Origin of the sequence: Nocardia sp. NPDC057272 (genome assembly GCF_042668615.1) — a bacterium.
Lineage (GTDB): Bacteria > Actinomycetota > Actinomycetes > Mycobacteriales > Mycobacteriaceae > Nocardia.
On sequence record NZ_JBHUYK010000001.1, the window covers coordinates 174,358 to 196,898 of the forward strand.

Annotated in this window: 22 protein-coding genes and 1 tRNA gene; 10 read left to right on the forward strand and 13 right to left on the reverse strand. The window is 69.2% G+C overall.

What is annotated here, in order from left to right:
* The first annotated feature begins 28 nt into the window (after positions 1 to 28).
* Positions 29 to 523 (forward strand): DM13 domain-containing protein, encoded by a 495-nt coding sequence (locus ACFULV_RS00715; protein WP_378651714.1) that lies wholly within the window; start codon positions 29 to 31, stop codon positions 521 to 523.
* Between the two features lie 28 nt (positions 524 to 551).
* On the opposite strand, the gene ACFULV_RS00720 is transcribed toward ACFULV_RS00715, so the two are convergent.
* Both ACFULV_RS00720 and ACFULV_RS00725 read right to left on the reverse strand, forming a co-directional pair.
* Positions 552 to 1,184, reverse strand: a complete 633-nt coding sequence (locus ACFULV_RS00720; RefSeq protein ID WP_378651716.1) for a response regulator — start codon at positions 1,182 to 1,184, stop codon at positions 552 to 554.
* A gap of 11 nt (positions 1,185 to 1,195) precedes the next feature.
* Positions 1,196 to 2,398: a sensor histidine kinase gene (locus tag ACFULV_RS00725; RefSeq protein ID WP_378651717.1), complete on the reverse strand. Its 1,203-nt coding sequence runs from the start codon at positions 2,396 to 2,398 to the stop codon at positions 1,196 to 1,198.
* A gap of 246 nt (positions 2,399 to 2,644) precedes the next feature.
* Between ACFULV_RS00725 and ACFULV_RS00730 the strand changes: the two genes are divergently transcribed.
* A complete protein-coding gene (locus ACFULV_RS00730) occupies positions 2,645 to 3,205 on the forward strand; it encodes a heme-binding protein (RefSeq protein ID WP_378633096.1) in 561 nt (186 codons plus the stop codon).
* A 50-nt stretch (positions 3,206 to 3,255) separates the two neighbouring features.
* On the opposite strand, the gene ACFULV_RS00735 is transcribed toward ACFULV_RS00730, so the two are convergent.
* On the reverse strand, positions 3,256 to 4,209 hold the full coding sequence (locus tag ACFULV_RS00735; RefSeq protein WP_378651719.1) for a DNA polymerase domain-containing protein: 954 nt from the start codon (positions 4,207 to 4,209) through the stop codon (positions 3,256 to 3,258).
* Positions 4,210 to 4,407: 198 nt separating this feature from the next.
* Here ACFULV_RS00735 and ACFULV_RS00740 point away from each other — a divergent pair.
* The 3 genes from ACFULV_RS00740 to ACFULV_RS00750 all read left to right on the forward strand — a co-directional run bounded on the left by ACFULV_RS00740 (position 4,408) and on the right by ACFULV_RS00750 (position 6,375).
* Positions 4,408 to 4,480, forward strand: a tRNA-Glu gene (locus tag ACFULV_RS00740).
* A gap of 126 nt (positions 4,481 to 4,606) precedes the next feature.
* Entirely contained in the window at positions 4,607 to 5,212 is a 606-nt protein-coding gene (locus ACFULV_RS00745) for a QsdR family transcriptional regulator (protein ID WP_378633091.1), read from the forward strand.
* Between the two features lie 17 nt (positions 5,213 to 5,229).
* Positions 5,230 to 6,375 carry an acyl-CoA dehydrogenase family protein gene (locus tag ACFULV_RS00750; RefSeq protein ID WP_378633088.1) on the forward strand — a complete coding sequence of 382 codons (1,146 nt, stop codon included), beginning with the start codon at positions 5,230 to 5,232 and terminating at the stop codon, positions 6,373 to 6,375.
* Between the two features lie 55 nt (positions 6,376 to 6,430).
* Here ACFULV_RS00750 and ACFULV_RS00755 read toward each other — a convergent pair whose 3' ends face one another.
* The 8 genes from ACFULV_RS00755 to ACFULV_RS00790 all read right to left on the reverse strand — a co-directional run bounded on the left by ACFULV_RS00755 (position 6,431) and on the right by ACFULV_RS00790 (position 14,039).
* Positions 6,431 to 7,651: a cytochrome P450 gene (locus ACFULV_RS00755; protein WP_378651721.1), complete on the reverse strand. Its 1,221-nt coding sequence runs from the start codon at positions 7,649 to 7,651 to the stop codon at positions 6,431 to 6,433.
* A complete protein-coding gene (locus tag ACFULV_RS00760; protein ID WP_378633083.1) occupies positions 7,648 to 8,901 on the reverse strand; it encodes a cytochrome P450 in 1,254 nt (417 codons plus the stop codon). Before ACFULV_RS00760 ends, ACFULV_RS00755 begins: the two co-directional genes overlap by 4 nt.
* On the reverse strand, positions 8,901 to 9,449 hold the full coding sequence (locus tag ACFULV_RS00765; RefSeq protein WP_378633469.1) for an ATP/GTP-binding protein: 549 nt from the start codon (positions 9,447 to 9,449) through the stop codon (positions 8,901 to 8,903). Before ACFULV_RS00765 ends, ACFULV_RS00760 begins: the two co-directional genes overlap by 1 nt.
* Before the next feature lie 43 nt (positions 9,450 to 9,492).
* Positions 9,493 to 9,837 carry a DUF742 domain-containing protein gene (locus ACFULV_RS00770; protein WP_378633080.1) on the reverse strand — a complete coding sequence of 115 codons (345 nt, stop codon included), beginning with the start codon at positions 9,835 to 9,837 and terminating at the stop codon, positions 9,493 to 9,495.
* Entirely contained in the window at positions 9,834 to 10,244 is a 411-nt protein-coding gene (locus ACFULV_RS00775) for a roadblock/LC7 domain-containing protein (RefSeq protein ID WP_378633077.1), read from the reverse strand. Before ACFULV_RS00775 ends, ACFULV_RS00770 begins: the two co-directional genes overlap by 4 nt.
* Positions 10,241 to 11,635 (reverse strand): sensor histidine kinase, encoded by a 1,395-nt coding sequence (locus ACFULV_RS00780; protein WP_378651722.1) that lies wholly within the window; start codon positions 11,633 to 11,635, stop codon positions 10,241 to 10,243. The genes ACFULV_RS00775 and ACFULV_RS00780 overlap by 4 nt, the downstream gene beginning before the upstream one ends.
* A 197-nt stretch (positions 11,636 to 11,832) precedes the next feature.
* Positions 11,833 to 13,038 carry an SGNH/GDSL hydrolase family protein gene (locus ACFULV_RS00785; RefSeq protein ID WP_378652400.1) on the reverse strand — a complete coding sequence of 402 codons (1,206 nt, stop codon included), beginning with the start codon at positions 13,036 to 13,038 and terminating at the stop codon, positions 11,833 to 11,835.
* Between the two features lie 2 nt (positions 13,039 to 13,040).
* Positions 13,041 to 14,039 (reverse strand): saccharopine dehydrogenase NADP-binding domain-containing protein, encoded by a 999-nt coding sequence (locus tag ACFULV_RS00790; protein ID WP_378651725.1) that lies wholly within the window; start codon positions 14,037 to 14,039, stop codon positions 13,041 to 13,043.
* 118 nt (positions 14,040 to 14,157) lie between these two features.
* Between ACFULV_RS00790 and ACFULV_RS00795 the strand changes: the two genes are divergently transcribed.
* Complete coding sequence (locus ACFULV_RS00795; protein WP_378651728.1) at positions 14,158 to 15,072, forward strand: AraC family transcriptional regulator; 915 nt, start codon at positions 14,158 to 14,160, stop codon at positions 15,070 to 15,072.
* A gap of 3 nt (positions 15,073 to 15,075) precedes the next feature.
* On the opposite strand, the gene ACFULV_RS00800 is transcribed toward ACFULV_RS00795, so the two are convergent.
* Positions 15,076 to 15,318, reverse strand: a complete 243-nt coding sequence (locus ACFULV_RS00800; protein WP_378651731.1) for a hypothetical protein — start codon at positions 15,316 to 15,318, stop codon at positions 15,076 to 15,078.
* Between ACFULV_RS00800 and ACFULV_RS00805 the strand changes: the two genes are divergently transcribed.
* Positions 15,308 to 15,703 carry a TetR-like C-terminal domain-containing protein gene (locus ACFULV_RS00805; RefSeq protein ID WP_378651733.1) on the forward strand — a complete coding sequence of 132 codons (396 nt, stop codon included), beginning with the start codon at positions 15,308 to 15,310 and terminating at the stop codon, positions 15,701 to 15,703. The genes ACFULV_RS00800 and ACFULV_RS00805 overlap by 11 nt on opposite strands.
* Here ACFULV_RS00805 and bla read toward each other — a convergent pair.
* Positions 15,696 to 16,559, reverse strand: coding sequence for a class A beta-lactamase (gene bla / locus ACFULV_RS00810; protein WP_378652402.1), 864 nt, complete (start codon positions 16,557 to 16,559; stop codon positions 15,696 to 15,698). The genes ACFULV_RS00805 and bla overlap by 8 nt on opposite strands.
* 222 nt (positions 16,560 to 16,781) lie before the next feature.
* Between bla and ACFULV_RS00815 the strand changes: the two genes are divergently transcribed.
* From ACFULV_RS00815 to ACFULV_RS00825, 3 genes are all read left to right on the forward strand, one after another.
* Positions 16,782 to 17,657 (forward strand): LysR family transcriptional regulator, encoded by an 876-nt coding sequence (locus ACFULV_RS00815; RefSeq protein ID WP_378651736.1) that lies wholly within the window; start codon positions 16,782 to 16,784, stop codon positions 17,655 to 17,657.
* A 110-nt stretch (positions 17,658 to 17,767) separates the two neighbouring features.
* The gene (locus tag ACFULV_RS00820) at positions 17,768 to 18,661 is read left to right on the forward strand and encodes a serine hydrolase (RefSeq protein ID WP_378652405.1); all 894 of its coding nucleotides are present in this window, start codon (positions 17,768 to 17,770) and stop codon (positions 18,659 to 18,661) included.
* Positions 18,662 to 18,701: 40 nt separating this feature from the next.
* On the forward strand, positions 18,702 to 22,481 hold the full coding sequence (locus ACFULV_RS00825) for an arabinosyltransferase domain-containing protein (protein WP_378651739.1): 3,780 nt from the start codon (positions 18,702 to 18,704) through the stop codon (positions 22,479 to 22,481).
* Positions 22,482 to 22,541: the final 60 nt, after the last annotated feature.

Sequence of the window (22,541 nt, forward strand, 5' to 3'; positions counted from 1 at the left end):
GGGGATGATGGGTGAAAAGGAGGCGCACATGAGCACTCGCCGGACCCTGTTCACCATCATCGCCCTCGGCGTGGTCGCGGCCGTGAGCGTAGGCCTCTACCTGTTCCAGCCGTGGCGACTGTTCACCACGGTCACCGTCGACGAGGCGCCGATCGTCGCGGTGGACGGCGCACCACCGCCGGTCATCGCGGAGGGCACCTTCGTCTCCCATGAGCACGACACCTCCGGCACCGCCCAGCTCCAGCGCACGTCGGAGGGCACCATCGTGCTCCGGATCGTCGACCTGAACACCTCCGACGGGCCTGCACTGCACGTCTGGCTCACCGATCAGCCGGTGATCGTCGACGACTGGCACAACTTCGACGACGGCAACCACATCGACCTCGGCTCCCTGAAGGGAAACGAGGGCAACCAGAACTACGAGCTGCCCGCCGGTACCGATCTGTCCACGGTGAAGTCGGTCAGCATCTGGTGCGAGCGCTTCCACGTGTCCTTCGGCGCCGCCACCCTCGTTCCGGCGTAAACCCGCAGATCAGCGGGATAACGACCGGTCAGGCGAGCAAGCGGCGCTCGGTCGCGACAGCGACCGCCGCCGCGCGGGTGTCGACGCCGAGTTTGTCGTAGATGCGGCCCAGATGCGTCTTCACCGTGGCCTCGCTGATGTGGAGGGCGCGCGCGATCTCGCGGTTGCCGAGGCCGTGAGCGAGTTGACCGAGGATGTCGCGCTCACGCGCGGTGAGCGTGGGTCCTGGATTGCGCATCTTGGCCATCACCTTGGCGGCGACCGGCGCGGACAAGGCGGTCTGCCCGCTCGCCGCGGCGTGGATGGCGGCGAACAGTTCCTCCGGCCGCTCGGCCTTGAGCAGGTATCCGGTGGCGCCCGCCTCGATCGCGCGGGTGATGTCGGCGTCGGTGTCGTAGGTGGTGAGTACCAGGACGTGCGGGGTCGGCGCGGGCTGGGCGGTGATCCGGCGGGTCGCTTCGACGCCGTCCATGTCACTGCCGAGCTGGAGGTCCATCAACACCACGTCCGGGTTCAGGTTCGCGGCCTGCGTGACCGCGGTCGGCCCGTCGGCGGCCTCCCCGATGACCTCGATATCCGGCGCGCTCGACAGCAGCGCGTGCAGTCCGGCGCGGACGACAGCGTGATCGTCACAGATCAACAGGCGCACGGTGGTGGTCACAGGTGCCGATGTTAATCCGCCGACCGGTCGACCGCGGTCGCGCCGGAGACGGTGCCGAGCGGAATGGCGGCCGAGAGCACGGTGCCGTCGCCCGGCGCGGACTCGACGGTGCAGGTGCCGCCGAGTTGGCGGACCCGAGCCCGAACAGCGGGCAACCCGTGGCCGCGATGTTGTGCCGGGTCGGTCTGCGCGTCGGGGTCGAAGCCGCGTCCGTCGTCGGCGACGTCGAGCACGATCTGGTCGTCGAGACTGGTCAGGGTGATGGTGGCGGTGGTGGCCGCCGCGTGTTCGCGCACATTGGCCAGCGCGCCCTGGGCGATGCGCAGCAGGGTGGCCTCGACCCGCTGGGGCAGCGGTCCCGGCGTTCCTTCTATATGGCAGCGCACGCTCAGGGTGTCGGTGGTCTCCCGCTCGGCCAGCGCGGCCAGCGCGGCGGGCAGCGATCCGCCCGCGGCCAGGTCGGCCGGTGCCAGGTCGTGGACGAACCGGCGGGCCTCGGTCAGGTCACGTTCGGCGATGGCGGCGGCCGAGCGCAGATGGGTGTGCGCGAGCTGCGGATCGCTGTCCCACACCAGGTCGGCCGCTTGGAGCAGCATGCGCTGACTCGACAGGCCCTGTGCGAGGGTGTCGTGGATCTCCATGGCCAGCCGTTGCCGCTCAGCCAGGGTGCCTTCCCTGCGTTCGGTGGCTGCCAGTTCCCGCCTGGTCCGCACCAGGTCGTCGATCAGCGCGGCCTGCCGTTCGGCCTGACGGCGCATTCCGACGAACAGCGCCGTGGTCACCGCCGCCACCGCGGGTGGGGCGAGCACCAGATTCGGATCGAGCCACCCGGCGATGCGCACCTGGCTCACCACCACCAGCGCCGTGAGCGCGACGACCAGGATCACCGCGACCCGCTCCGACAGAATCCGCAACCCCGTGTACACCAGCGGCACCGCGCACCAGGCGAAACTCGGCGCGAGCACCACCAGCACCGACCAGGTGAGCACCAACAGCGCGAACCACACCAGCCGCCCCGATTGCCGCAGCTCGCTCAGCGCGTAGAGCACCGCGATCACCACGGAGAGCACGACGATCAACGGCGTCGACCGGGTCTCGCTGTGCCGGATCAACCATCGCATCAGGGAAGCGGCCAGCAGGACATAGAAGGCACTGTGAACGATGACGGCAAGCAGTCGCGTGTCGTCCCGCTGGGCGCCGAGCAACTGAGTCATGTCGTCCACCTGCATCTCTCGACGGCTGCGGCCGCGGGTTCTCGCCCCTACGGGTCCTGGGCAAACTCCGATTCTCCCCCGGCGATCGCCCGCGGTGGGTCATCCGATCGGTTGACCCGGGTGTCGACCGATCCGGCCCCGGAGTGCAGCCGGTACGCCGATCCGCGCGGGCCCGCGAGCGAACAGGATGGATATCAACAGGCCACGGCAGACCGCCGGCCGGCCGAGATCCGCACAGGAGCAGTCATGACCGCCAAGTCCACCACCCGCAACCGTCTCATCATCGCCGGCGCCACCGTCGGTGTCGTCGCCGCCGGTGTGGTCGGCGTCGTGACGGTCCAGGCGCAGGATCAGGACCCGGCCACCCGCACCCCCGTCGTCGTCAACGCCGCCGACGCCAACCTGGCCCAGTCGACTCACCTGTCGATCGCCGCCGCCACCAAGGCCGCGCAGACCGCCCTCGACGCCGCCGCCAAGGAGAACCAGCGGGTGAGCGTCGCGGTTGTCGACCGCAACGGCAATGTCATCGTCACCCTGCGCGGCGACGGCGCGGGCCCGCAGTCCTACGACGCCGCCCAGCAGAAGGCCTTCACCGCGGTCTCCTGGAACGCCCCCACCACCGAACTGGCCAAGCGTCTCGAGTCGGCTCCGCATCTGGCCGACATCGACGGCACCCTCTTCCTCGGTGGCGGCGCCCCGGTGAAGTCGAACAACGCCCCGATCGCGGGCATCGGCGTGGCAGGCGCCCCGAGCGGTGACCTCGACGAGAAGTTCGCCCAGGCGGGCGTCGCGTCGCTCGGGAGCTGATCAGCATCTGAAGCACTGTCCCCCTGCCGAATTCGGCAGGGGGACAGTGCTCATTCGGTGCGGCGGGCGCGGGCCCGGCGTTTGCCCTCGTGCATCGCCTGGACCCGGGCGATCGGAATGGTGTGGCCCTCGGCGATCAAGTCGGCCGGAAGTGCTTGTGGTGCGGGCATTTCCGTGGCCCACGGGTCGGTATCGCCGAGCAGGTTCGGCGCTGTGCGCAGGGTGAAGTCGGCGGGGGTCACCGAGTCGATGTCGTTCCAGCGCAGGGGAAAAGACACCGGAACACCCGGGCGGATACGCGGGCTGTATGCCGCGATCACCGTTGCGCCACCGGCTCGCGTGGAGTCGAGAAAGACCTTGCCCGCACGGTCCTCGCGGATGAACGCGGTGGTTCCGACGGTGGGGTCGATGCGCTCGGCCCTGGCCGCGACGGCCCGTGTCGCCGCCGCGGCGTCCTCGATCGCGACGCCGGGCTCGATCGGCACGTAGACGTGTAATCCCTTGGCGCCGCTGGTCTTCACCGCACCGGCGAGCCCGTCGGCCGCCAGCGCGGCCCGGATCAGATGCGCACCCGCGGCCGCGTCGTGAAACGTCTGCCCCGGTGAGGGATCAAGATCCAGCACCAGGTGCGTCGGTCCCGCGCTGTGGTCGACCGGCAGCAGCAGCGGGTGGTATTCCACCGCGCGCTGGTTTCCGAACCACAGCAGCGTACGCACGTCGTCGCCGAGCGCGTAGGTGACCTCGCGATGCGAGCTCTCGGCCCACACCGTCGCGCGCGGAACCCAGTCCGGGGTGTATTTCGGCAGGTTCTTCTGCATGAACGGCTCCTGCCCCGGCCGCACCCGCACCACCGACAGGGCCCGCCCCCGCAACACCCGAACGAGCCGCTCCCCCACGAACTCGAGATAGTCGACCAGATCCCGCTTGGTCGCCTCGGCCCCGTCGAACAACGGCTGATCGAGATTGCTCATCTCCACCCCACCGCGCAGCTCTTTGCTGGTCATGGCCCCACCTTGCCCCGCTGCCAGAGGGCGGTCAACCGGTCGTGCGCACAGAACCGCCGCCCGAGCTCGTCTCGGGCGGCGGCGTATCAGCAGAGCGCATCAGGCACATCGAGCAGCGATCATCACCCGTTTTGGTCGAACACCAGGTCGTCGGCTATCGTATGTTCCGCGCGGCTCACCCCGGTGAGCTGTAGTTCTGGCCCCGTCGTCTAGCGGCCTAGGACGCCGCCCTCTCAAGGCGGTAGCGCGGGTTCGAATCCCGTCGGGGCTACAGAGAGAACTCCTCGGTCATGGTGACCGGGGAGTTTTTTTGTGCTCGCGTCTTGTGCCCAGAGTGCAACATATTGACAGACGTTGCACAGTTCATACACTGTAGGAAACGGTGCATGGAGGTGACGTGATCGAGCAGACGGCGTTGGAGAAGCGGCTCCAGGACGCCGCGGCGCGTCCCGATGCCGTGAGCGCGTTCCGCGCCGCCAGGGCCGTATTCCTGGCCGGGCACCGACTCGAGATGAAGGAACTCGCCGTCGCGCTCGGGGTGAACCGGGCGACGCTGTTCCGATGGGTCGGTGGGCGCGACGAACTACTCGCCGAGGTGATCTGGTCGGTCGCCGAGCCGACCTTGCGGCGCGCGGCCGCCGCGGCGCCCGGTCACGGCGCGTACCGCATCGCGACGATCCTCGGTGATTTCGCGCAGGCCACCAACACCTCCTACGCCTTCCGCCAGTTCCTGCTGCGCGAACCCGAGCGGTCGCTGCGACTGCTCACCACACGCGCGGGATCGGTGCAGCACCGCGTCGTCGCGATCGTGGAAGAGCTACTCGCCGAGGAGATTTCGGCCGGGAATCTCGATCCGCTGCTGCCGGTGCCGGAGTTGGCGCTGCTGCTGGTGCGGATCACCGAGACCTTCATCTACACCGATGTGATCAGCGGTGAGGAACCCGACGCGGCCAGAGTTGTCCGGGCGTCATTGGTTCTGCTGGGCGAACGGCCCGAACAGTAAGTCAGCGAAAGGACACCATGAAGCGCTCCATCTTTACCGAGGACCACGACGCCTTCCGCGCGTCGGTCGCCGAGTTCGTCAAGCGCTCGATCGCGCCGAATGCCGAACGCTTCGTCGAAGAGCGGGCGATCGACCGCGAAACCTGGCTCGCGGCAGGCGAACTGGGCTACCTCGGCCTAGGCGTGCCCGAGGAGTTCGGTGGCAGTGACGCCGGCGACTACCGGTTCAACGCGGTGTTCGGTGAGGAGCTGTCGAAGGCGAGCGCCGCGATCGCGTCCTCGTTCGGCATCCACTACGACGTGTGCGCGCCCTACATGGTCGAGCTCACCAACGATGAACAGAAGCAGCGCTGGCTCCCGAAGTTCTGCACCGGCGAGATCATCACGGCCATCGGCATGACCGAGCCGTCGGGCGGTTCCGACCTGGCCGCGCTGAAGACCACCGCCGTGCGCGACGGCGACGACTGGATCGTCAACGGCTCGAAGACGTTCATCACCAACGGTTTCAACGCCGATCTGGTGATCGTCGCCGCCCGCACCAGCCCGGAGAAGAAGGCCAAGGGCATCACCCTGTTCGTCATCGAGACCGGAATGGACGGCTTCACTCGCGGGCGCAAGCTCGACAAGGTCGGTCAGCCCGAATCCGATACCGCCGAACTGTTCTTCGACAATGTGCGTGTCCCCGACGCCAACCGGCTCGGTGAGGTCGACCGGGGCTTCATCGCCATGATGGAGCGGCTGCCGCAGGAACGCATCGGCGCGGCGATCTCCAACCTCGCGCACGCCTCCGCGATCCTGGACGAGACGCTGCAGTATGCCAAGGAGCGCAAGGCATTCGGGCAGCAGATCGGCAGCTTCCAGTACAACAAGTTCCTGTTCGCCGAGCTGGTCACCAAAATCGAAGTGACACAGGCGTTCGTCGATCAGGGCATCGTCGCCCACGCTGCCGGTGAGCTGTCCGCGGTCGACGCGGCGAAGGCCAAGTGGTGGTCGGCGCAGGTGCAGAACGACGTGCTCGACGCGTGTGTGCAGCTGCACGGCGGCTACGGCTACATGCGTGAATACCGGGTCGCGCGGGCGTGGATGGACGCCAGGGTCACCAAGATCTGGGCGGGTTCCAACGAGATCATGAAGGAACTGATCGGCCGCGATCTGGGTCTGTAGCGCACGGATAGCGTCGCGCCCGGCGTAGGAGCCACCGGGCGCGACGCGTCGCCGGTCAGCTCAGGATGATCGGCAGCGCGGCCAGATCGTTCTGCGTGAGCACCGGCAGGTTGCCGATCTCACTGTCGGGCACGGCCAGTCGCAGCTTCGGGAAGCGGGCGAACAGCGCGGGCAGCGCGATCGCGGCTTCCAGCCGCGACAGGGCGGCGCCGGGGCAGATGTGCGGGCCGTAGCCGAAGGCCAGGTGGCGGTTGGCGGTCGGGCGCGTCACGTCGAACTCGTCGGCGGTCTCGCCGTGCACCGCGGTGTCGCGGCCGACGGCACGGTAGGACATCACCACGCCCTCGCCCTTGGCGATCACGGTGTCGCCGACAACGATGTCCTCGGTGGCGAAACGCATCAGCAGGTGCGAGACCGGGCCGTCCCAGCGCAGCGATTCCTCGATGACCTGCTTCCACTCCACGTCCCCGGCGAGGACTTTCGCCAGCTGCTCGGGTTCGGCGAGCAGCGCGCGCACGGTATTGATGATCAGGCTGACGGTGGTCTCGTGGCCTGCGGCGACGAGGGCCTTGATGTTGCCGATCGCCTCTTCCTCGGTGAGCGGCTCGCCGCCCTCGTCGGCGGTGACGAACGCCGAGGTCAGGTCATCGGCCGGGTCGGCGATCTTCTGCCGGACCAGGTCGGTGAAGTACACATCGAGGCCGCCGATCACCTCGAGGCGCTCGTCCTGCGGGGTCATCACCGAGAAGAACTTCTTGTACCACTCGAGCAGCTGCGCGTGGTCTTCGCGCGCGACGCCCATCAGGTCGCCGACCACGCGCATCGGCAGCGGGTAGGCGAAGACCTCCTTGAGGTCCACCGGCGCGCCGTCGGCACCGGCGGCTTCGAGGTCGTCGAGCAGGTCGGCGGTGAGCTGTTCGATCACCGGACGGAGCTCTTCCAGCCGCCGCGGGGCCAGTGCCTGGGCTGTCTTGAGCCGCAACCGGCGGTGCTCGGCACCGTCGACGCTGAACATCGACCGGTCGACGAGGACCATCCCGATCAGCGGCCACTGGTTGGTCACCACGCCGTCGGCGTACAGCGACCACGCGTTGATGTCCTTGACCAGCCGGGTGTCGGTGGTCAGCTGACGCGCGACGGCGTGATCGGTGACCGTCCAGGCGGGCACACCGAGCAGGTCGATCCGGGTGATCGGACCGAGTGCACGAAGTCGGGCGGTTTCCCCGTTGAGGTCACCGACCATGGGGTCGATGGCGAAAGGGCATGGCGAGCTCACGAAAAACCTCCGACGGGTCGAACTGGTGTGAAACGAACGGGCAGTGCGGTCATGCCCCGAAGGAAAGCCGAAGGTCGCCGGGTGAGCTGGTCGGCGGGCACCCCGAGGTCGACATCGGGCAGCCGGTCGAGCAGCACCTCGATCCCGGTCCTCGCGATGATCTCCGCGATCTGCTGCGCCGGGAAAGGACAGCGATACTCGCCATAGCTGAACGCGAAGTGCGCGTTGTTGCCGGTGGGCACCGAGCCGCCCTCGGTAAACGATTGGCGCACATGCGGATCGAGATTGGCCGCCGCGAGACCGAGCAGCAGGAGATCGCCCGCCCGAATCGTCTTGTCGGCGAGACGGGTGTCGCGCGCGGCCCAGCGCCCCGCCAGAATCGAGGTGGGCCCCTCTTCCCAGAGCACCTCGTTCATGGCCTCACCGACACTGCGCCTGCCACCGCCGAGCGCGTTCGCGAATCGGTCGTCGGTGAGCATCAACCGCATGGAGCTGCCGAGCCAGTCCGCGGTGGTGAGGTGACCCGCGGCGGCGATCGCCATCAGGTCGTTCATGTATTCCTCGTCGGTGAACGGCTCGGGGTCGGCCAGCATCATCGAGGCCAGATCCCCAGCGGGACGTGCCCTTTTCGCCGCGACCAGGCGGGCCATGTGCTCGGCGAAGCGGGCATGGCCGGACTGGGCGTCGGCGCCACCGTCGGCGAGCTGTTTCATCGCCAGGGCGAGGTCTGCCGCATCGATGTCGGGCAGACCGAGGATGCGAGCCAGAGCGAGGGCGGGCAGCGGCACCGCGAATTCGGCGATCAGGTCGGCGCTGCCGCGACCACAGAACCCGTCGACGAGGCGGTCAGCCAGTTCCTCACAGGCTCTGCGCAATTCGAAGTGATCCACCGCGTCCAGTGCCGGTTCCACCATCGCCAGGTGCCTGCGGTGTTCGGCGCCCGCGGTGAAGTAGATCGAGGGCATCGGGTGCCCGATCATCGGCAGCAGCGGCCAGTCCTCCGGTACCCGGCCCCACTGATTCCACAGCGACACATCGCGCGGGAACAGCAGTGGATCGCTGGTCACCTGGTGCAGTTCGCGATAGCCGATGATCAGCCACGCCGGAAAACCGCCCGGCAGCTCTACCTCGACGACCGGGCCGTGGTCGCGGCGCATCCGCCGGTAGACCTCGTGCGGTTCGATGTGGAACTCGGGCCCGCTCAACGGCACCGCGCCGGTGATCGGGCAGGCGCCGGTCGGTGTGCTCATCAGACGGTTTCTCCCTGCGGGACAGCGGAATACAGGTGCTCGACCAACGTGATCAGCACCTGCTTGCTCGATTCGCGCGAGCGCGCGTCACACATCACCAGCGGCACCGCCGGATCGAGATCGAGCGCGTCACGCACCGCTCCGGGCGAATGAGAATCGCCGAAGTCGTTGCAGGCGACCACGAACGGGGTGCCCTGATGTTCGAGCCGGTCGATCGCATACCAGGAGTCGCTGATCCGGCGCTGGTCGACCAGCACGATCGCGCCGAGTGCACCCGCGAAGAGCCGGTCCCACAGGAACCAGAACCGTTGCTGCCCAGGAGCTCCGAACAGATACAGCACGTGTTCGTCGTCGAGGGTGATGCGGCCGAAGTCGAAGGCGACGGTGGTGGTCGACTTGCCGGGCACACCGCTGGTGTCGTCGACACCTGCCCCGACGTCGGTCATCGTGGCTTCGGTGTCGAGGGGCCGGATCTCGCTCACCGAGCGCACCAGTGTCGTTTTGCCGACACCGAATCCGCCGATCACCACGATCTTCAACCCGTGCATTGCCGTGCTGTGCAGCGGCGCTCGAGCCCGCTCGGGCACGTTCTCAGAGCTTGCGAAGTCCAACGAGCACCTTCTCGAGGGTGGAAGCGTCCAGCGACATCGCCGCCGACAGCGGTGGGCGCACCGTGATCTTGCCCGAGGCCAGCAGGTCCGACAGCACGACCGTGGCCACCCCGACGGGCAGGCGCAGCTCGGCCGCGATCTCCACCACGGCGGTCGGCGCCCGGCACATGTCGAGGATCGCGGCTTGCTCCGAGGACATGCCCGCGGTGGGCGCGGACTCGCTGACCACCAGGGTGACCAGGTCGAAGTCCTCGGTCGCGGGGGCGCGGCCGCCGGTCAGCGTGTAGAAGCGGTCGGGATCGTCGTCGCGACCTGCCCTGGTCACTCGATCGCTCCGCGTCTGGGTTGGGCAGCCAGATGCTCGCCGAGCTGTTCGACGAGCTCGTGCATCGTGTGGCCGACCAGACCGGCATCGGCGTCCTCGGCGGCGACCACCGCCAAGTGCGCGCCGCGCCCCGCCTCGACCACGAACAGGATGCCGCCGTAGAACTCGGTCATCGACTGGCGAACTCCGCCACGCCCGTCACCGAACTCGACGGAAGCCCCGTGCGACAGGCTCTGGAATCCGGCGGCGATGGCGGCCAGCTGATCGGCGCGGTCCACATCGAGTTCCGGCGTATGGCAGATCTTGAGCCCGTCGCCGGACAGCAGCAGGGCGTGCCTGGCGCGCGGGGTGCGGGCGAGCAGCTTCTCGAGCAGCCAGCCGAGGTGGGCGGGGGCGGTGGTGGTCATCGGTCCTCCATGGGGTCGGGAGCCGCGGCGGCGCTGCCCGGTTCGTGGCTTGCGTTGGTGCGGCCCGGCGCGGAGCGCTGGAAGGCACCGAGGGCGGTGGGCTTGGCCGGGGCCGCCTTGGCGGCGGGTGCGGCGGTGAGACCTTCGGGGTGGACCTGGGCCAGGGTGTCGCCCCGGCGGCGTTTCGGCAGCGAGGGCGAGGTCGGGATCGCGCCGTCGGTCTCCGGTCGCGCGTGCTGGCCGGCGGCCTCGCTGAAATCCATGGTGCCGGTGTCGGTTCTGCGCGGGATCGGACTGTCGAACTGGCTCAGCGTGGCGGGTTCGGCGAAGCGCGGCGCCGCCACCACATTGCGACTGCGGCGTTCGGCGCGGGCGGTGAGTTCGCGCGGGATGACGACGACGACCGCGGTGCCGCCGATCGCCGACGGCCGATACGACACGGTGAGTTCGTGCTTGCGCGCCAGATGCCCGACCACCGCGAGGCCGAGCCGGGTACCCGACAGCGAGGCGAGATCCACGCCCTTGCCCTTGTGATCGCGCCCGGTGACGGCGGCTTCGGCGCGGCGCAGCGCGGAATCGCTCATGATCAGGCCGCTGTCCTCGATCGTGATCACCACGCCCGCGGGCACTTCCGCGGCGTAGACGTGCACCTCGGTGGTGGGCGGCGAGAAGTTGCAGGCGTTGTCGAGGAGTTCGGCCAGTGTGTGCATCACGCCTTCGGCGGCGTGCCCGGCGATGCCGACCTCGGCGATCGCCCGCAGCCGGACGCGCTGATACCCGGCGACGCGGCCCATCGCGCCGCGCAGAATCGATTCCATCGCAATCGGTTTCGCCCAGCGGCGCCCGGTCCGCGCACCGGACAGGACCGCGATGCTGTCGGCCAGGCGTCCCGCCTGGGCGGTGCGATGGTCGATGTGGAGCAGGTCGGTGAGCACTCGCGGATCGGCGTGGCGGTGTTCCATCTCCCGCAGTTCGGCCAGCATCGAGGTGGTCATCGCCTGGATGCGGCCGGCCGCACCGGCGAAGGCCGCCAGTGCCGCCGCGCCCCGGCGCGAGTTCTCCTGGGCTTCCCACGCGTACGCGGCGGTGTGCTCGTCGGCCTGGGTCAGGCGCGCGCTCGCCTCGGCCACGGTAGCGGCCAGTTGCTGCTCGGCCTGCTGGGCAGCGGCCAGACTCGCGCGCGCCTGCGCGCGCTGACGCAGAGCGAACCACACCGCGGGGCAGCCGATCAGTGCCGCGGCCACCGCCGCGGCGAGTACCGGGATGCCGATGGCCGGTGGCGTGAACACCGCGGTCACCGCGGCGATCGCCACCACCGCCACGCCGGCGCCGAGCACCACAGATCCGGCGCTGTCGCCGGACGCCTTCGGCGCAGCTACTGTCTGTGCCATCGGCAGTACTTCCGCAGTACTCACAGGCCCCCTGCCATAGTGGTCGATCAAACACGCAGCAAGGCAGCCTGTTTCGAAGTCGGAGTCGAGCATATCGAGCCCCCGCCCGACCTGCCACTCGACCGATCAGGGTTCACCGGCCGTTGGGGTACGGGTCAGTATCGGGCCTGGTCACGACAGGTGGGGCGAGACGGCGATCACGTCGCGAGAGCGGGTGCGATGACCGTCGCCATGGCTCGGTAGCCCGAATCATTGGGATGCAGGTGATCACCGCTGTCGAACGCGTCGGCGAGGCGGGTGCGATCACCGGGAGTGGCCAGCGCTTGTTCGAGATCGACCACCGTGTCGAAGGCGCCCGACTCCCGAATCCAAGTGTTCACCTCGTTCCGCAATCGTTCCTTCTCCGGCGAGTAGTACGCGGAACCGGCGAACGGCAGAATGGTCGCGCCGACGATGCGCACGCCCGCCGCGCGCGCCTGCGCGATCAAGGCGCGATATCCGGCGACGAGCTGGTCGGTCGACACCGGCGGGAAGACAATCCCGTCCGGGCCCGCACTGCCCGACAGGCCGATGTCGTTGATCCCGATCAGGACGACGGCGGTGCCGACGCCCGGTTGGTCGAGAACGTCACGACGGAACCGAGCCAGCGCGCTGTCGCCGAGCACGGTCGAGTCGGTGAGCAGCCTGTTGCCGCTGATTCCCGCATTGACCACCGGGCCGTGGTGGCCTACCGCCGCGAGTTGGTCGGGGTAGCGCAGGTCGGCGTCGAGGGTGGAGCGGTAGCCGTCGGTGATCGAATCGCCGAAGGCCACGGTGACGTCGCCGGTGCTCGACCGCAGCGTCTCGATGCCCGCCACGTAATACCAGGACTGCGAGGTGTCGGCGAACGGCGCCGCCGACGGGTCGGCGGCGTGATCGCCCTGCGCTCGGTAGCTGGTGGCCAGCGACTGGCCGTGCTGGGTCGCGGGGCCGGTGGGTCGGTCGAAGTAGAGGGTGACCGCGATCGATGCCCCCACGGTGCGCACGGCGTCGCTGATCACCTCGGCCCCCGGCGCGATCACGAAGGTGGACTGCCCACCAACGCTCAACCCCCGCACCGATTCCGGGGTGATCGCCGCGCCGCCCGCACTGGCGGCCACCGTCGCCGCCGACACGGGCAGGGGGTACTCGCCGAAGCGGTTCGACAACCGAATCCTGACTTGCGGACCCTCCTGCGACAGGCGAAACACCTGTCGCACAGTCTGATCGGCGAAACCCATCGCCGACCAGTTCTGGTAGACCGGGTACTGCACAGCGGTCGTCCAGGCACTCGACCACGAGGTTTCGGTGTCGCGAGCACCGAACGCCACCAGGACCAGCGCGGCCACGGCGGCGACGGGCGCGGCGATCCACCGTAGGCGCACCGTCAACGCAGCGACCATGTCATGCCGAACGGCGCGAGAGTGTCGAGGAATTCGACCGGCTCGAACAGCTCGGCGGGTGACTGCGCGCCGGGCGTGCCCACCCCCGCGGCAATTCGCGTCGCGACCTCGACCGCTAGCTGGGCGCTGTTGCGGTAGGCGTCGGGGCCGCTACCGATCCCGCGCAGGGTCCGGCCGTCGCGGTGGATGTCGACCACCATCGAGTACGCGGCCGGGGCCGACGGGGTTTCGGGCGCGGCGTCCAGATCGGCCTCGGTGACGGTGCCGACGATGTCGAAAATCGACGTCGCGAGTACACCCTCCACCGAGCGCGCCGTGGTGTGGCGTGGAATCGTCACCACGGAGGGTTGCGGAAACTTCATCACTGCAATGGGTTCCGTCTCGTCAGGAAGTAGGAAGGTGGCCCGGCGGGGCTGGGGACCGGTGCGGAATTCGCCGTCGGACCAGGACAGGCCGCCACTGGTGAAGACATCTAGATTCTGGAAGACGGTGCGCATACTTCCGCGCGAGCCCTCACCGCCGGGCGTGGCGACATGGCTCAGCACGATCTCGTCGGCGCCGCCGAGCCGCTCGGCGCCGAGGTGGGCGAGCAGGTCGCCGAAGATCCCCGCTTCGGTGGTCGCGGTCGAGAGCGTCACCCCGGCCTCTGCCGCGAGCGGACCGAATTCGGCGAAGACCTTCTCGACGAAGAGCTGTTCGCCCGCGACGTCGACGTAGTGGACGCCGGCGGCGATGGCGGCGCGCAGTACGCCCTCGCCGCGACCGGTGTAGTCGGGCAGGGTACTGATCACGGCGTCGACATCGGCGAATGCGGCGACGAGTGCGCCGTGATCGTCGGCCGCGGCGACCCGAACCTCGGCGTCGCGACCGGCGAGCCGCGCGGCGTCGCGGCCCACGGCCACGGTGTCGATGCCGCGCTCGCGCAGTTCCCGCACCGCGAATGTTCCGACGTGGCCACTGGCTCCGTAGACGGCGATCTTCATGTCGTACTCCTTGTGCTCATCGGGCTGATGAACACAGCGTATGAACTATTGGTGAGACAAGAAATCATCCAGAATCTCTTCTGGATATCCGATCGTCTCCGCGCGTATTGTTTCGAACATGGATCTGCTGAGCGATGTCCTGGCCACCGCGAAGACCGGCAGCCCGGCCTCCGGCATGTTCGTGCGGCACGCGCCGTGGGGCCGGGCGTATCCACGCATCGAGAGCGCGGGTTTCCATGTGATTCTGCAGGGTTCGTGCTGGCTGACGCGACCCGATGCGGAGCCGCTGGCCCTGGGCGCCGGTGACGCGGTCTTCATGCCACGCGGGGTGGCCCACGATCTGCTCGACCAGCTCGACAGCCCGGTGACCGAAACCGCGGGCCCCGAGGATGTCCGGATCGTGACGGGACCGGGCGCTCCCGCGACCCTGCTGTGCGGTTCCTACCAGCTCGCCGCCGACCGAACCCATCCGCTGCTGACGGAACTGCCCGAGGTGGTGCACATTCCGGCCCGGCTCGGCACGCATCCGTCGCTGCGCGCCGCGGTCGATCTGCTGGCCGACGAACTCACCCACACCCACCCCGGCGCCGACGCGGCGATACCCCCACTGCTGGACCTGCTGCTCCTCTATCTCCTACGCGCCCGGCTCGCGGACTCCGCCCAGACGACCGGCTGGGCGGCCGCGGTCGCCGACCCGGACATCTCCCGCTCCCTGCGCGCCGTCCACGACGACCCGGCCCACGGCTGGACCGTCGAATCCCTGGGCGCCCGAGCAGGTCTCAGTCGCGCCGCCTTCGCCAAACGTTTCACCACGCTGGTCGGCGAGCCCCCACTGACCTACCTCACCCGCTGGCGCATGCTCACCGCCGCCCGCCTGCTCCGCGACACCGACCACCCGCTCTCGACCGTCGCGAGGCACACCGGATACAGCTCCGAGTACGCCTTCAGCAAGGCCTTCAAACGCGAATTCGGCACGGCACCTGGCCGATACCGCTCGACACCGACCGAGCTCCTGATGGCGGGCGCGCGGTAACCCTCAGTCGAGCACAGCCGTGGCCTCCACCTCGACGAGCAGATCCGGCTCCCCGAGCGCGGCCACCCCGATCAACGTGATCGGCTTGACCGGATCCACACCGAGCTTCGCCGCCGCCCTGGCGACACCTTCGCCGAGCAGCGGATACTTGTCCGCACGGCCAAGGACGAAGAACCCGGCGGTGCGGTCGATGCTGATCGACCGGGCGGCGCAGCTGGCGGCGCGGCTGGCGCAGGTGCCGGTCACCGAGGATCCGGTGCACGATCTGGCCGCGCTCGGCAGCGCCTACCTCGCCAACGCCATGGCCAATCCCGATCTCTACCGGGTGATGTTCGACGCGGGTTTCGCGCTCGAGGACGCCGGAGCCGCCGACGCCACCCTCGACCGCCTGGTACGGGCGGCCGACTCGGCCAGGTCGATCGGACGATTCGAGGCCGATATCGATCCGCTCGATCTGGCCACGCAGAGCTGGACCATCGGACACGGGCTGGCGGGCCTGGTCGCGACCGGGCCGCTGCCACCGGCCGCGCTGGGCCACGGAATTCCCCTGCTCACAGCATTGTTCGTGGGAGCCGGTGATGATCAGCGCCAGTGCGCGCGGTCGGCGGAGTCGGGCTGGATCATCAGTTGAGTTGGGCTACAGCGGCTTTCGTCGCCTCGGCGACGAGGTCGTTGGAGGGTTCGGCGTTCTGGTCCGGCTTGGTGGTGAGGACGGCGAGGACCAGGGGCGCGCGGCTGGGGGGCCAGGCGACAGCGACGTCGAGGGCGGAGCCGTAGGCGGGGCTGCCGGTTTTGTCGCCGACGATCCAGTCCGTGGGCAGACCTGCCTTGATGCGCTTGGCGCCGGTCTTGCTCGCCTTCAGCCACATGGCGAGTTGGGCGCGTTCGGGTTCCGGGAGAGCGGTGCCGACGACGAGGGCGCGGTAGTTCGCCACCAGGGCAGCGGCGGTGGTGGTGTCGCGCTCGTCGCCGGGGATCGCGGTGTTGAGCTCGGGCTCCCAGCGATCGAGACGGGACACGGTGTCGCCGAGGGTACGCAGGAAAGCGGTGAACCCCGCTGGGCCACCGAGCAATCGGAGCAGCATGTTGCCCGCGGTGTTGTCGGACTGGGTGATCGCCGCGTCGCAGAGCGCGGTGACGGTCATGCCGGTGTCGATGTGTTTCTCCGTCTCCGGCGAGTTCACGACGATGTCGGCCGCGGTGTAGCGGATGATCTGGTCGAAATAACCGGTGGACAACGGATGCGCCTGCAGGAGAGCGCCACACGCCAGACCCTTGAACGTCGAGGCCATCGGGAAGCGCTCATCCTCCCGGTAGTCGACGGTCGCTCCGTTTCCGGTGTCGACCACCGAGAGACCGAGCCGCGCACCGTATCCGGCCTCCATATCGGCGAACGACGTTGTGGCGGGCACGCCGGCCGACGTAGTCGATGCCGGTTCGGCGTCATTGCTCGAGCAGGCGGTGAACGTCACGGCCGAGATCGCCAGCGCGACGGCGGCGATCCTGGTGCGGAGGCGGGGCGTCAGTATGGAGGAAGTCACCGGTGCACGCAATCATCGCCGACCGGTTCGAAGCCAATACCGGACAGCGGGCTGGACGAGTCGTACCCGATATCACCGCAGGTGAACAGCGGTGAGGCGACGTGGAAGACCGATCCCCACCAGCTCGTCACCCCAGATCGACCGAGTCGCGGCAAGCGCGCTGGTTCAATGGCCGATATGGATCTGATCCGCCACCTCCGGTTCTTCGTCTCCGTCGCGGACGAGGGCCACTTCGGGCGGGCAGCAGCGGCACTCGACATGACCCAACCGCCCCTGTCGCAGGGGTTGCGCCGCCTCGAACAACATCTCGACGTCGAACTCATCCACCGCACCAGCCAGGGCGCGCTGCTCACCACCGCGGGTAGACACCTGTTGCCGCGCGCCCGGCTGCTCGTCGACGACGCCGACCGATTGCTCGCCGAATCACAGCGGATCGCGCAGCTCAGCGGGACCGTGCGGTTCGCGGCGACGACCGCGCTACCCGATCGCCTGGTCACCGCGTGTGTCACCGGCTTGCGCGCCGCGGGTGGCAGCGTGGCGACGACACTGGCCACGACCGTCGATCTCGTCGCCGAGGTGCGCGCGGGCGTCTGCGATGTGGCGGTGATCGAACATCCGGCGCTGGTCGACGCGGTGGAGGCCGGACCGGTGGTGAAGTTGCCGCGCTGGCTGGTGGTGCCGGCCGAGCACCGCACCACCACCGCCGAACGGCCGACCTTCCCCATGCTCGCCGGACTGTATTTCGCGCATCCGCCGCGCGCCGCGAACCCGCCCGCCTTCGACAGCATCATCGATCTGCTGCGGGAACGCGGACTGGACGCACCGCCACTCGCGGCTCCCGACGATCGGGCGGTGTTGGCCGCCGTGGCCGCGGGCACGAGTTTCGGCGTCACCGCCACCTCACCGACGCCGACACCGGGGGTGGCATGGCTCACGCTGGCGCCGCAGTCGATTGCCTTGCGGATCAGGGTCATTCGCAGAGCGGACGCGGGAGCGCAGGCCGATGCGCTGGATCGGGTGCTGTACCGGGAGCGGCTGCGATGAGCGGGTTCGACGCGGCGACGGACGGCCGCCGCCCCGATTCGAGCCGGCTCAGCGCGACCGACACGCTGCCCGGATCGAGCACCACCGACACCGGACACGGCGGTGCCGGCATGCCGGAATCTGCGAGTGCCCGGATCCGTGCCGTGTTCGCCGATGCGGGCTGCGTCGGCTGGTTGCACGCCCGGCGCTGCGATGGCTCCGCCGGCGAGATCTCTGTCGGTGGGCACGACCGGGTGGTGATCGCGTCGGTCTACAAACTGCTGCTGTTGGCAGCGTTCCTGCGACAGGTCGACCACGGCCTGATCGACCCCACCGGCCGGCTCACCATCGATCCGGCCGACTGCACTCCGGGGCCTACCGGTCTTGCGGCACTGCATGATCCGGTCACGCTGAGCCGTCGCGACCTGGCGGCGTCGATGATGACCGTGTCCGACAATGCCGCCGCCGATGTCCTGCTCGGCGAGGTCGGTCTCGCCGCGGTGAGTGAGCTGGTGCACGAGCTCGCCCTGACGGATACCCGGATCGTCGGCGGCACGGCCGACCAGCACCGCAGCCTGGTCCGCGATACCGATACCCACAGCACCGCAGAGGCTTTCGCGGTCCTGGCGGACAACGACGAGGCGTGGACGGTCTCCGCCTACGACCCCTCCTACGCCAGCGCGACCACGCCCGAAGAGATGACCCGGTTCCTGTGGAAGCTGTGGACAGGTGACTTGTTGTCCACGGCCAGTACGGCATTCGCGCGCACGGTGATGAGCAAGCAGATCTGGCCGCACCGAATCGCCGCCGGCTTCCCCCATCGCGGAGTACTCGTCGCGGGGAAGACCGGGACCATCGGGGTGATCCGCAACGAAGTCGCCGTCATCGAATTCCCCGGCGAAACACCGGTAGCGGTAGCGGTCTTCACCCGCGCCGCCCGCGCGGATCCGATGCTGCCGGTGGTCGATGCCGCGATCGGCGAGGCGGCACGGATCGCCGTCACCGAACTACGCCGCCCGCGCTGAGGTGACAACTACCTGACGACCATGGCTAGCATCGTCGTTTGTGGGTGGAGATTCTTCCGGCTTCGGCCGAGTACAGAAAATCGGGATCGCGGCGGGGGCGCTGGGTGTGGTGCTGGCGGTGGCGACTCCGTTGCTGCCGGTTCAGCAGCAGCGCGCGAGCCTGGAGTGGCCACAGCCCCAGTCGATGCAACTCAGTGCGCCACTCGTGGACTACGTGCCGTTGTCGCTCGACGTGAGCATTCCGTGTACCGCGTTGCGCGACATGACCGGCGGGACAGTGCTGTCCACGGTTCCCGCCCAGGCGCCGCGAGCAGGATCGAAAGGCTTGGTCGCGCGTATCGAGGGCCAGCCGGGAGCCGGGCGCACGTTGTCCGTGGTGCTGCGCGACAAGTTGCTGTTGAGCGCGCCGATCGCGGATATCGCGGGGAACGCCCCCGTGCGAGAGAGCTCGGCCGCCGACGGCCGGGATGGCACACAACCGCCCCCCACCGACGCGAACCGGCCACCTGCCCCCAACGGCACACCGTCCGCCGGCGGCGCTCCACCCAACGGCGCACCGTCCGTCGGAGGCACCCCACCCGACGGTGCACCGCCCCTCAGCGGCACCCCGCCCAACGGCGCACCGCCCCTCAGCGGCACCCCGCCCAACGGTGCACCGCCCTCTGGCGGCACCACTCCCAACGGTGCGCCGCCACCCGGCGGTGCCACTCCACCCAACGGCGCGCCACCCACCGGCACCACTCCACCTAGCGGCGCTCCCGCTCCTGGCAGCACTCCCCCTTCGGGCGCGGTTCCGCCGAACGGGCCGCCGTCCTCGACGACGAAGCCACCGGCCGGTCCGGGCGGCGCGCCCGGAACAGCCGTGCCCGAGACCGCACGCGACGCCCGATGCGGAGCGCTGACCGTGATTTCCACCGGCTCGAGCACCACCGCCGAGCTCACCGGTATGACCCGAGCCGACGGCTCGCCGATGAAGACGACCGTGGACGCCGATGTGCGCCCACAGGTGGTCGGAGTCTTCACCGAGCTGGATCGCGGACGGATGGGAGACGCGCGACTGCATGCCGAGATCGATGCGCGGTTCTCGTCGAGTCCGAGTGACTGGAAGCTGGCGGCGATCGCCGGGGCGGTGTTGAGCGCCTTGCTCGCCCTGATCTGCCTGCATCGCGGCGACGCTCGCGACGGCCGCCGGGCGCGTCGCGTTCTGCCCGCCCAATGGTGGCGGTTCACCGGTCTCGACGCGGTGGTCGCGGGCACGTTGGTCAGCTGGCATGTGATCGGCGCCAACAGTTCTGACGACGGTTACATCCTCACGATGGCGCGCGCGTCGAAGGAAGCGGGCTACACCGCCAACTACTACCGCTGGTTCCAGGTCGCCGAGGCACCGTTCGGGTGGCCCTACGAGGTGCTCGCCCAGATGACCCGGGTCAGCGAGGTCGGGGTGTGGATGCGGTTGCCCGCATTGCTCGCCGGGTTCGTGTGCTGGCTGGTGCTCAGCCGGGAAGTGTTGCCGCGCCTGGGTTCCGGCGTGCGCGTGAGCCGCGTCGCGCACTGGACCGCGGCACTGGTGTTCCTGTCGATCTGGCTGCCCTACAACAACGGCCTGCGACCCGAACCCCTCATCGCGGTCGGCGCGCTTCTCACCTGGTGCTCGATGGAACGGGCGATCGCCACTCGCCGCCTGCTGCCCGCCGCCGTCGCGGTGCTGATCGCCGCGTTCTCCCTGGCGGCCGGGCCCACCGGATTGATCTGCGTGGCAGCGCTGTTGGCCGGTTCGCGACCGGTGCTGCGCACGATCATCGCCCGCGCCAGACCGGATTCGTGCGCTGGCGTGACCCCTCGCGGAACCGTGGTCCTCCGATACGCCGCACTCGTCGCTCCGATCGTCGCCGCGGGCACTCTCGTACTGGTCGTCGTCTTCGCCGACCAAACCTTCTCGACCGTCCTCGAAGCCACCCGCGTGCGCCAGCTCGTCGGCCCCGACATGTCCTGGTTCGAGGAACGCACCCGCTGGGATTCCCTGCTGTCGGTCAACCCCGACGGCTCCCTGGCCCGTCGCTTCGGCGTCCTCGCCATGCTCCTGTGCCTCGCGGTCGGCATCGTCGCGACCCTGCGCCGCGGTCGCATCCCGGCGACCGCGCGTGGCCCGGTGACCCGAATCCTCGCTGTCGTCTTCATGGCCCTGCTGCTGATGATGTTCACCCCCACCAAGTGGACGCATCACTTCGGCGTCTACGGGGGCCTGGCTGCCGCACTCGCCGCGATCACGGCAGTGGCGCTGGTCCGCGTCGGCCGGAACTATCTCCGAACACTGTTCGCCGCCGCGGTGCTGTTCCTGCTCGCCGTGAGCTTCACCGGCTCCAACGGGTGGTGGTTCGTCTCCGGCTATGGCGTCCCGTGGCCCGACCGCGCTCCCACACTCGGCGGGATCGAGGTATCGACCCTCTTCCTCGCCGCAGCGGCCGCGAGCCTCCTCACGGCCCTGTTCCAGTACTACGGCGGTATCGGTCGCCGCAGGCCGAATCGCAAGATCCCGGCTGTCGCGCCGCTGACCGTTGCCACGGCGGCCATGGTGCTGTTCGAAGTGGCTTCGCTTGCTGCCGCGGCTGTTTCGCAGTACCCGGCCTATTCGGTCGGGCTGTCGAATCTGCGCGCGCTGACGGGTGACCGGTGCGCGATGGCCGATGACGTTCTCGTCGAGACGAATACCGCGGACTCACTGCTCGCCCCGTACAGCGGCACCGTCGCCGACGGGCTGGCCGCCGAGAACACCGGCTTCACCCCGAACGGTGTCGGGAGTCTCGCCCCCGATCCCGGTCCCGGCCAATCCTCCGCCCCGCCTTCGGGTTCGGGTCCCGGCGGAAGCGGCCCCGGCGGCTCAGGCCCTGGCGGAAGCGGCCCAAGCGGTCCAGCCCCGGCCGGCGGCTCGACCGGGACACCACCAAGCGGTCCGAACGCGGGACCACCCGGAGCGGCCGGTCCTGCCGTGGCCGGCGTGAACGGCAGCACGGTGGCATTGCCGTTCGGCCTCGCCCCGGAACGAACGCCGGTGCTCGGCAGTCACTCGACCGGCGAACCACAGCGGACGCAGTTGACGACGCAGTGGTATCGGCTGGATCTGGCCGCCGCACAGCAGAATCCGGCCTACCGGGTGATGATCCTGACGGTGGCCGGTCGGATCGAGTCCACGGCGCCCGATGGCTCACGCATGCCGGGGCAACGCTTGCGAGTGGAGTTCGCTCGTCGTGCCGAGGACGGAACCACCACCGCCCTGGGCGAAGCGATCCCGCCGACGGTTGGTGGCGCTCCGGGCTGGCGGAACCTCCCGATCGCGCTGGATCGAGTTCCTGTGGGTACCACTGCCGTTCGGCTCGTCGCCGACGCGGCGGAGCCCGACCCCATGCAGTGGCTCGCGATCACCCCACCGCGCTTGCCGAAACTGTCGAGCCTGAACACCGTCGTCGGCAGCACCGACCCGGTCCTCACGGATTGGCATGTGGGACTGGCTTTCCCGTGCCAGCGCCCGTTCGACCACCACACCGGCGTCGCGGAGATGCCGATCTGGCGCATCCAGCCCGACAAGCTCAACGCCCAGGTCTCCGAGACCTGGCAGGGCGACACCGGCGGCGGCCCGCTCGGCTGGACCGGCATGCTCATGCAGTCACGCACCGTCCCCGCCTATCTGGCCGACGACTGGACCCGCGACTGGGGCGAGCTCCAACGCCTCACCCGCACCGTCGCCGCACCACCGGCCGACATCACCGTGCGCACCGAGATCCGCTGGGGCCTGACGAACGAAACCCCGATCAAAACCAGCTGACCCCGGCAAACACGAACCGCCGCTACCCCGAGCAGGGGTAGCGGCGGTGTCGGTTGTGGC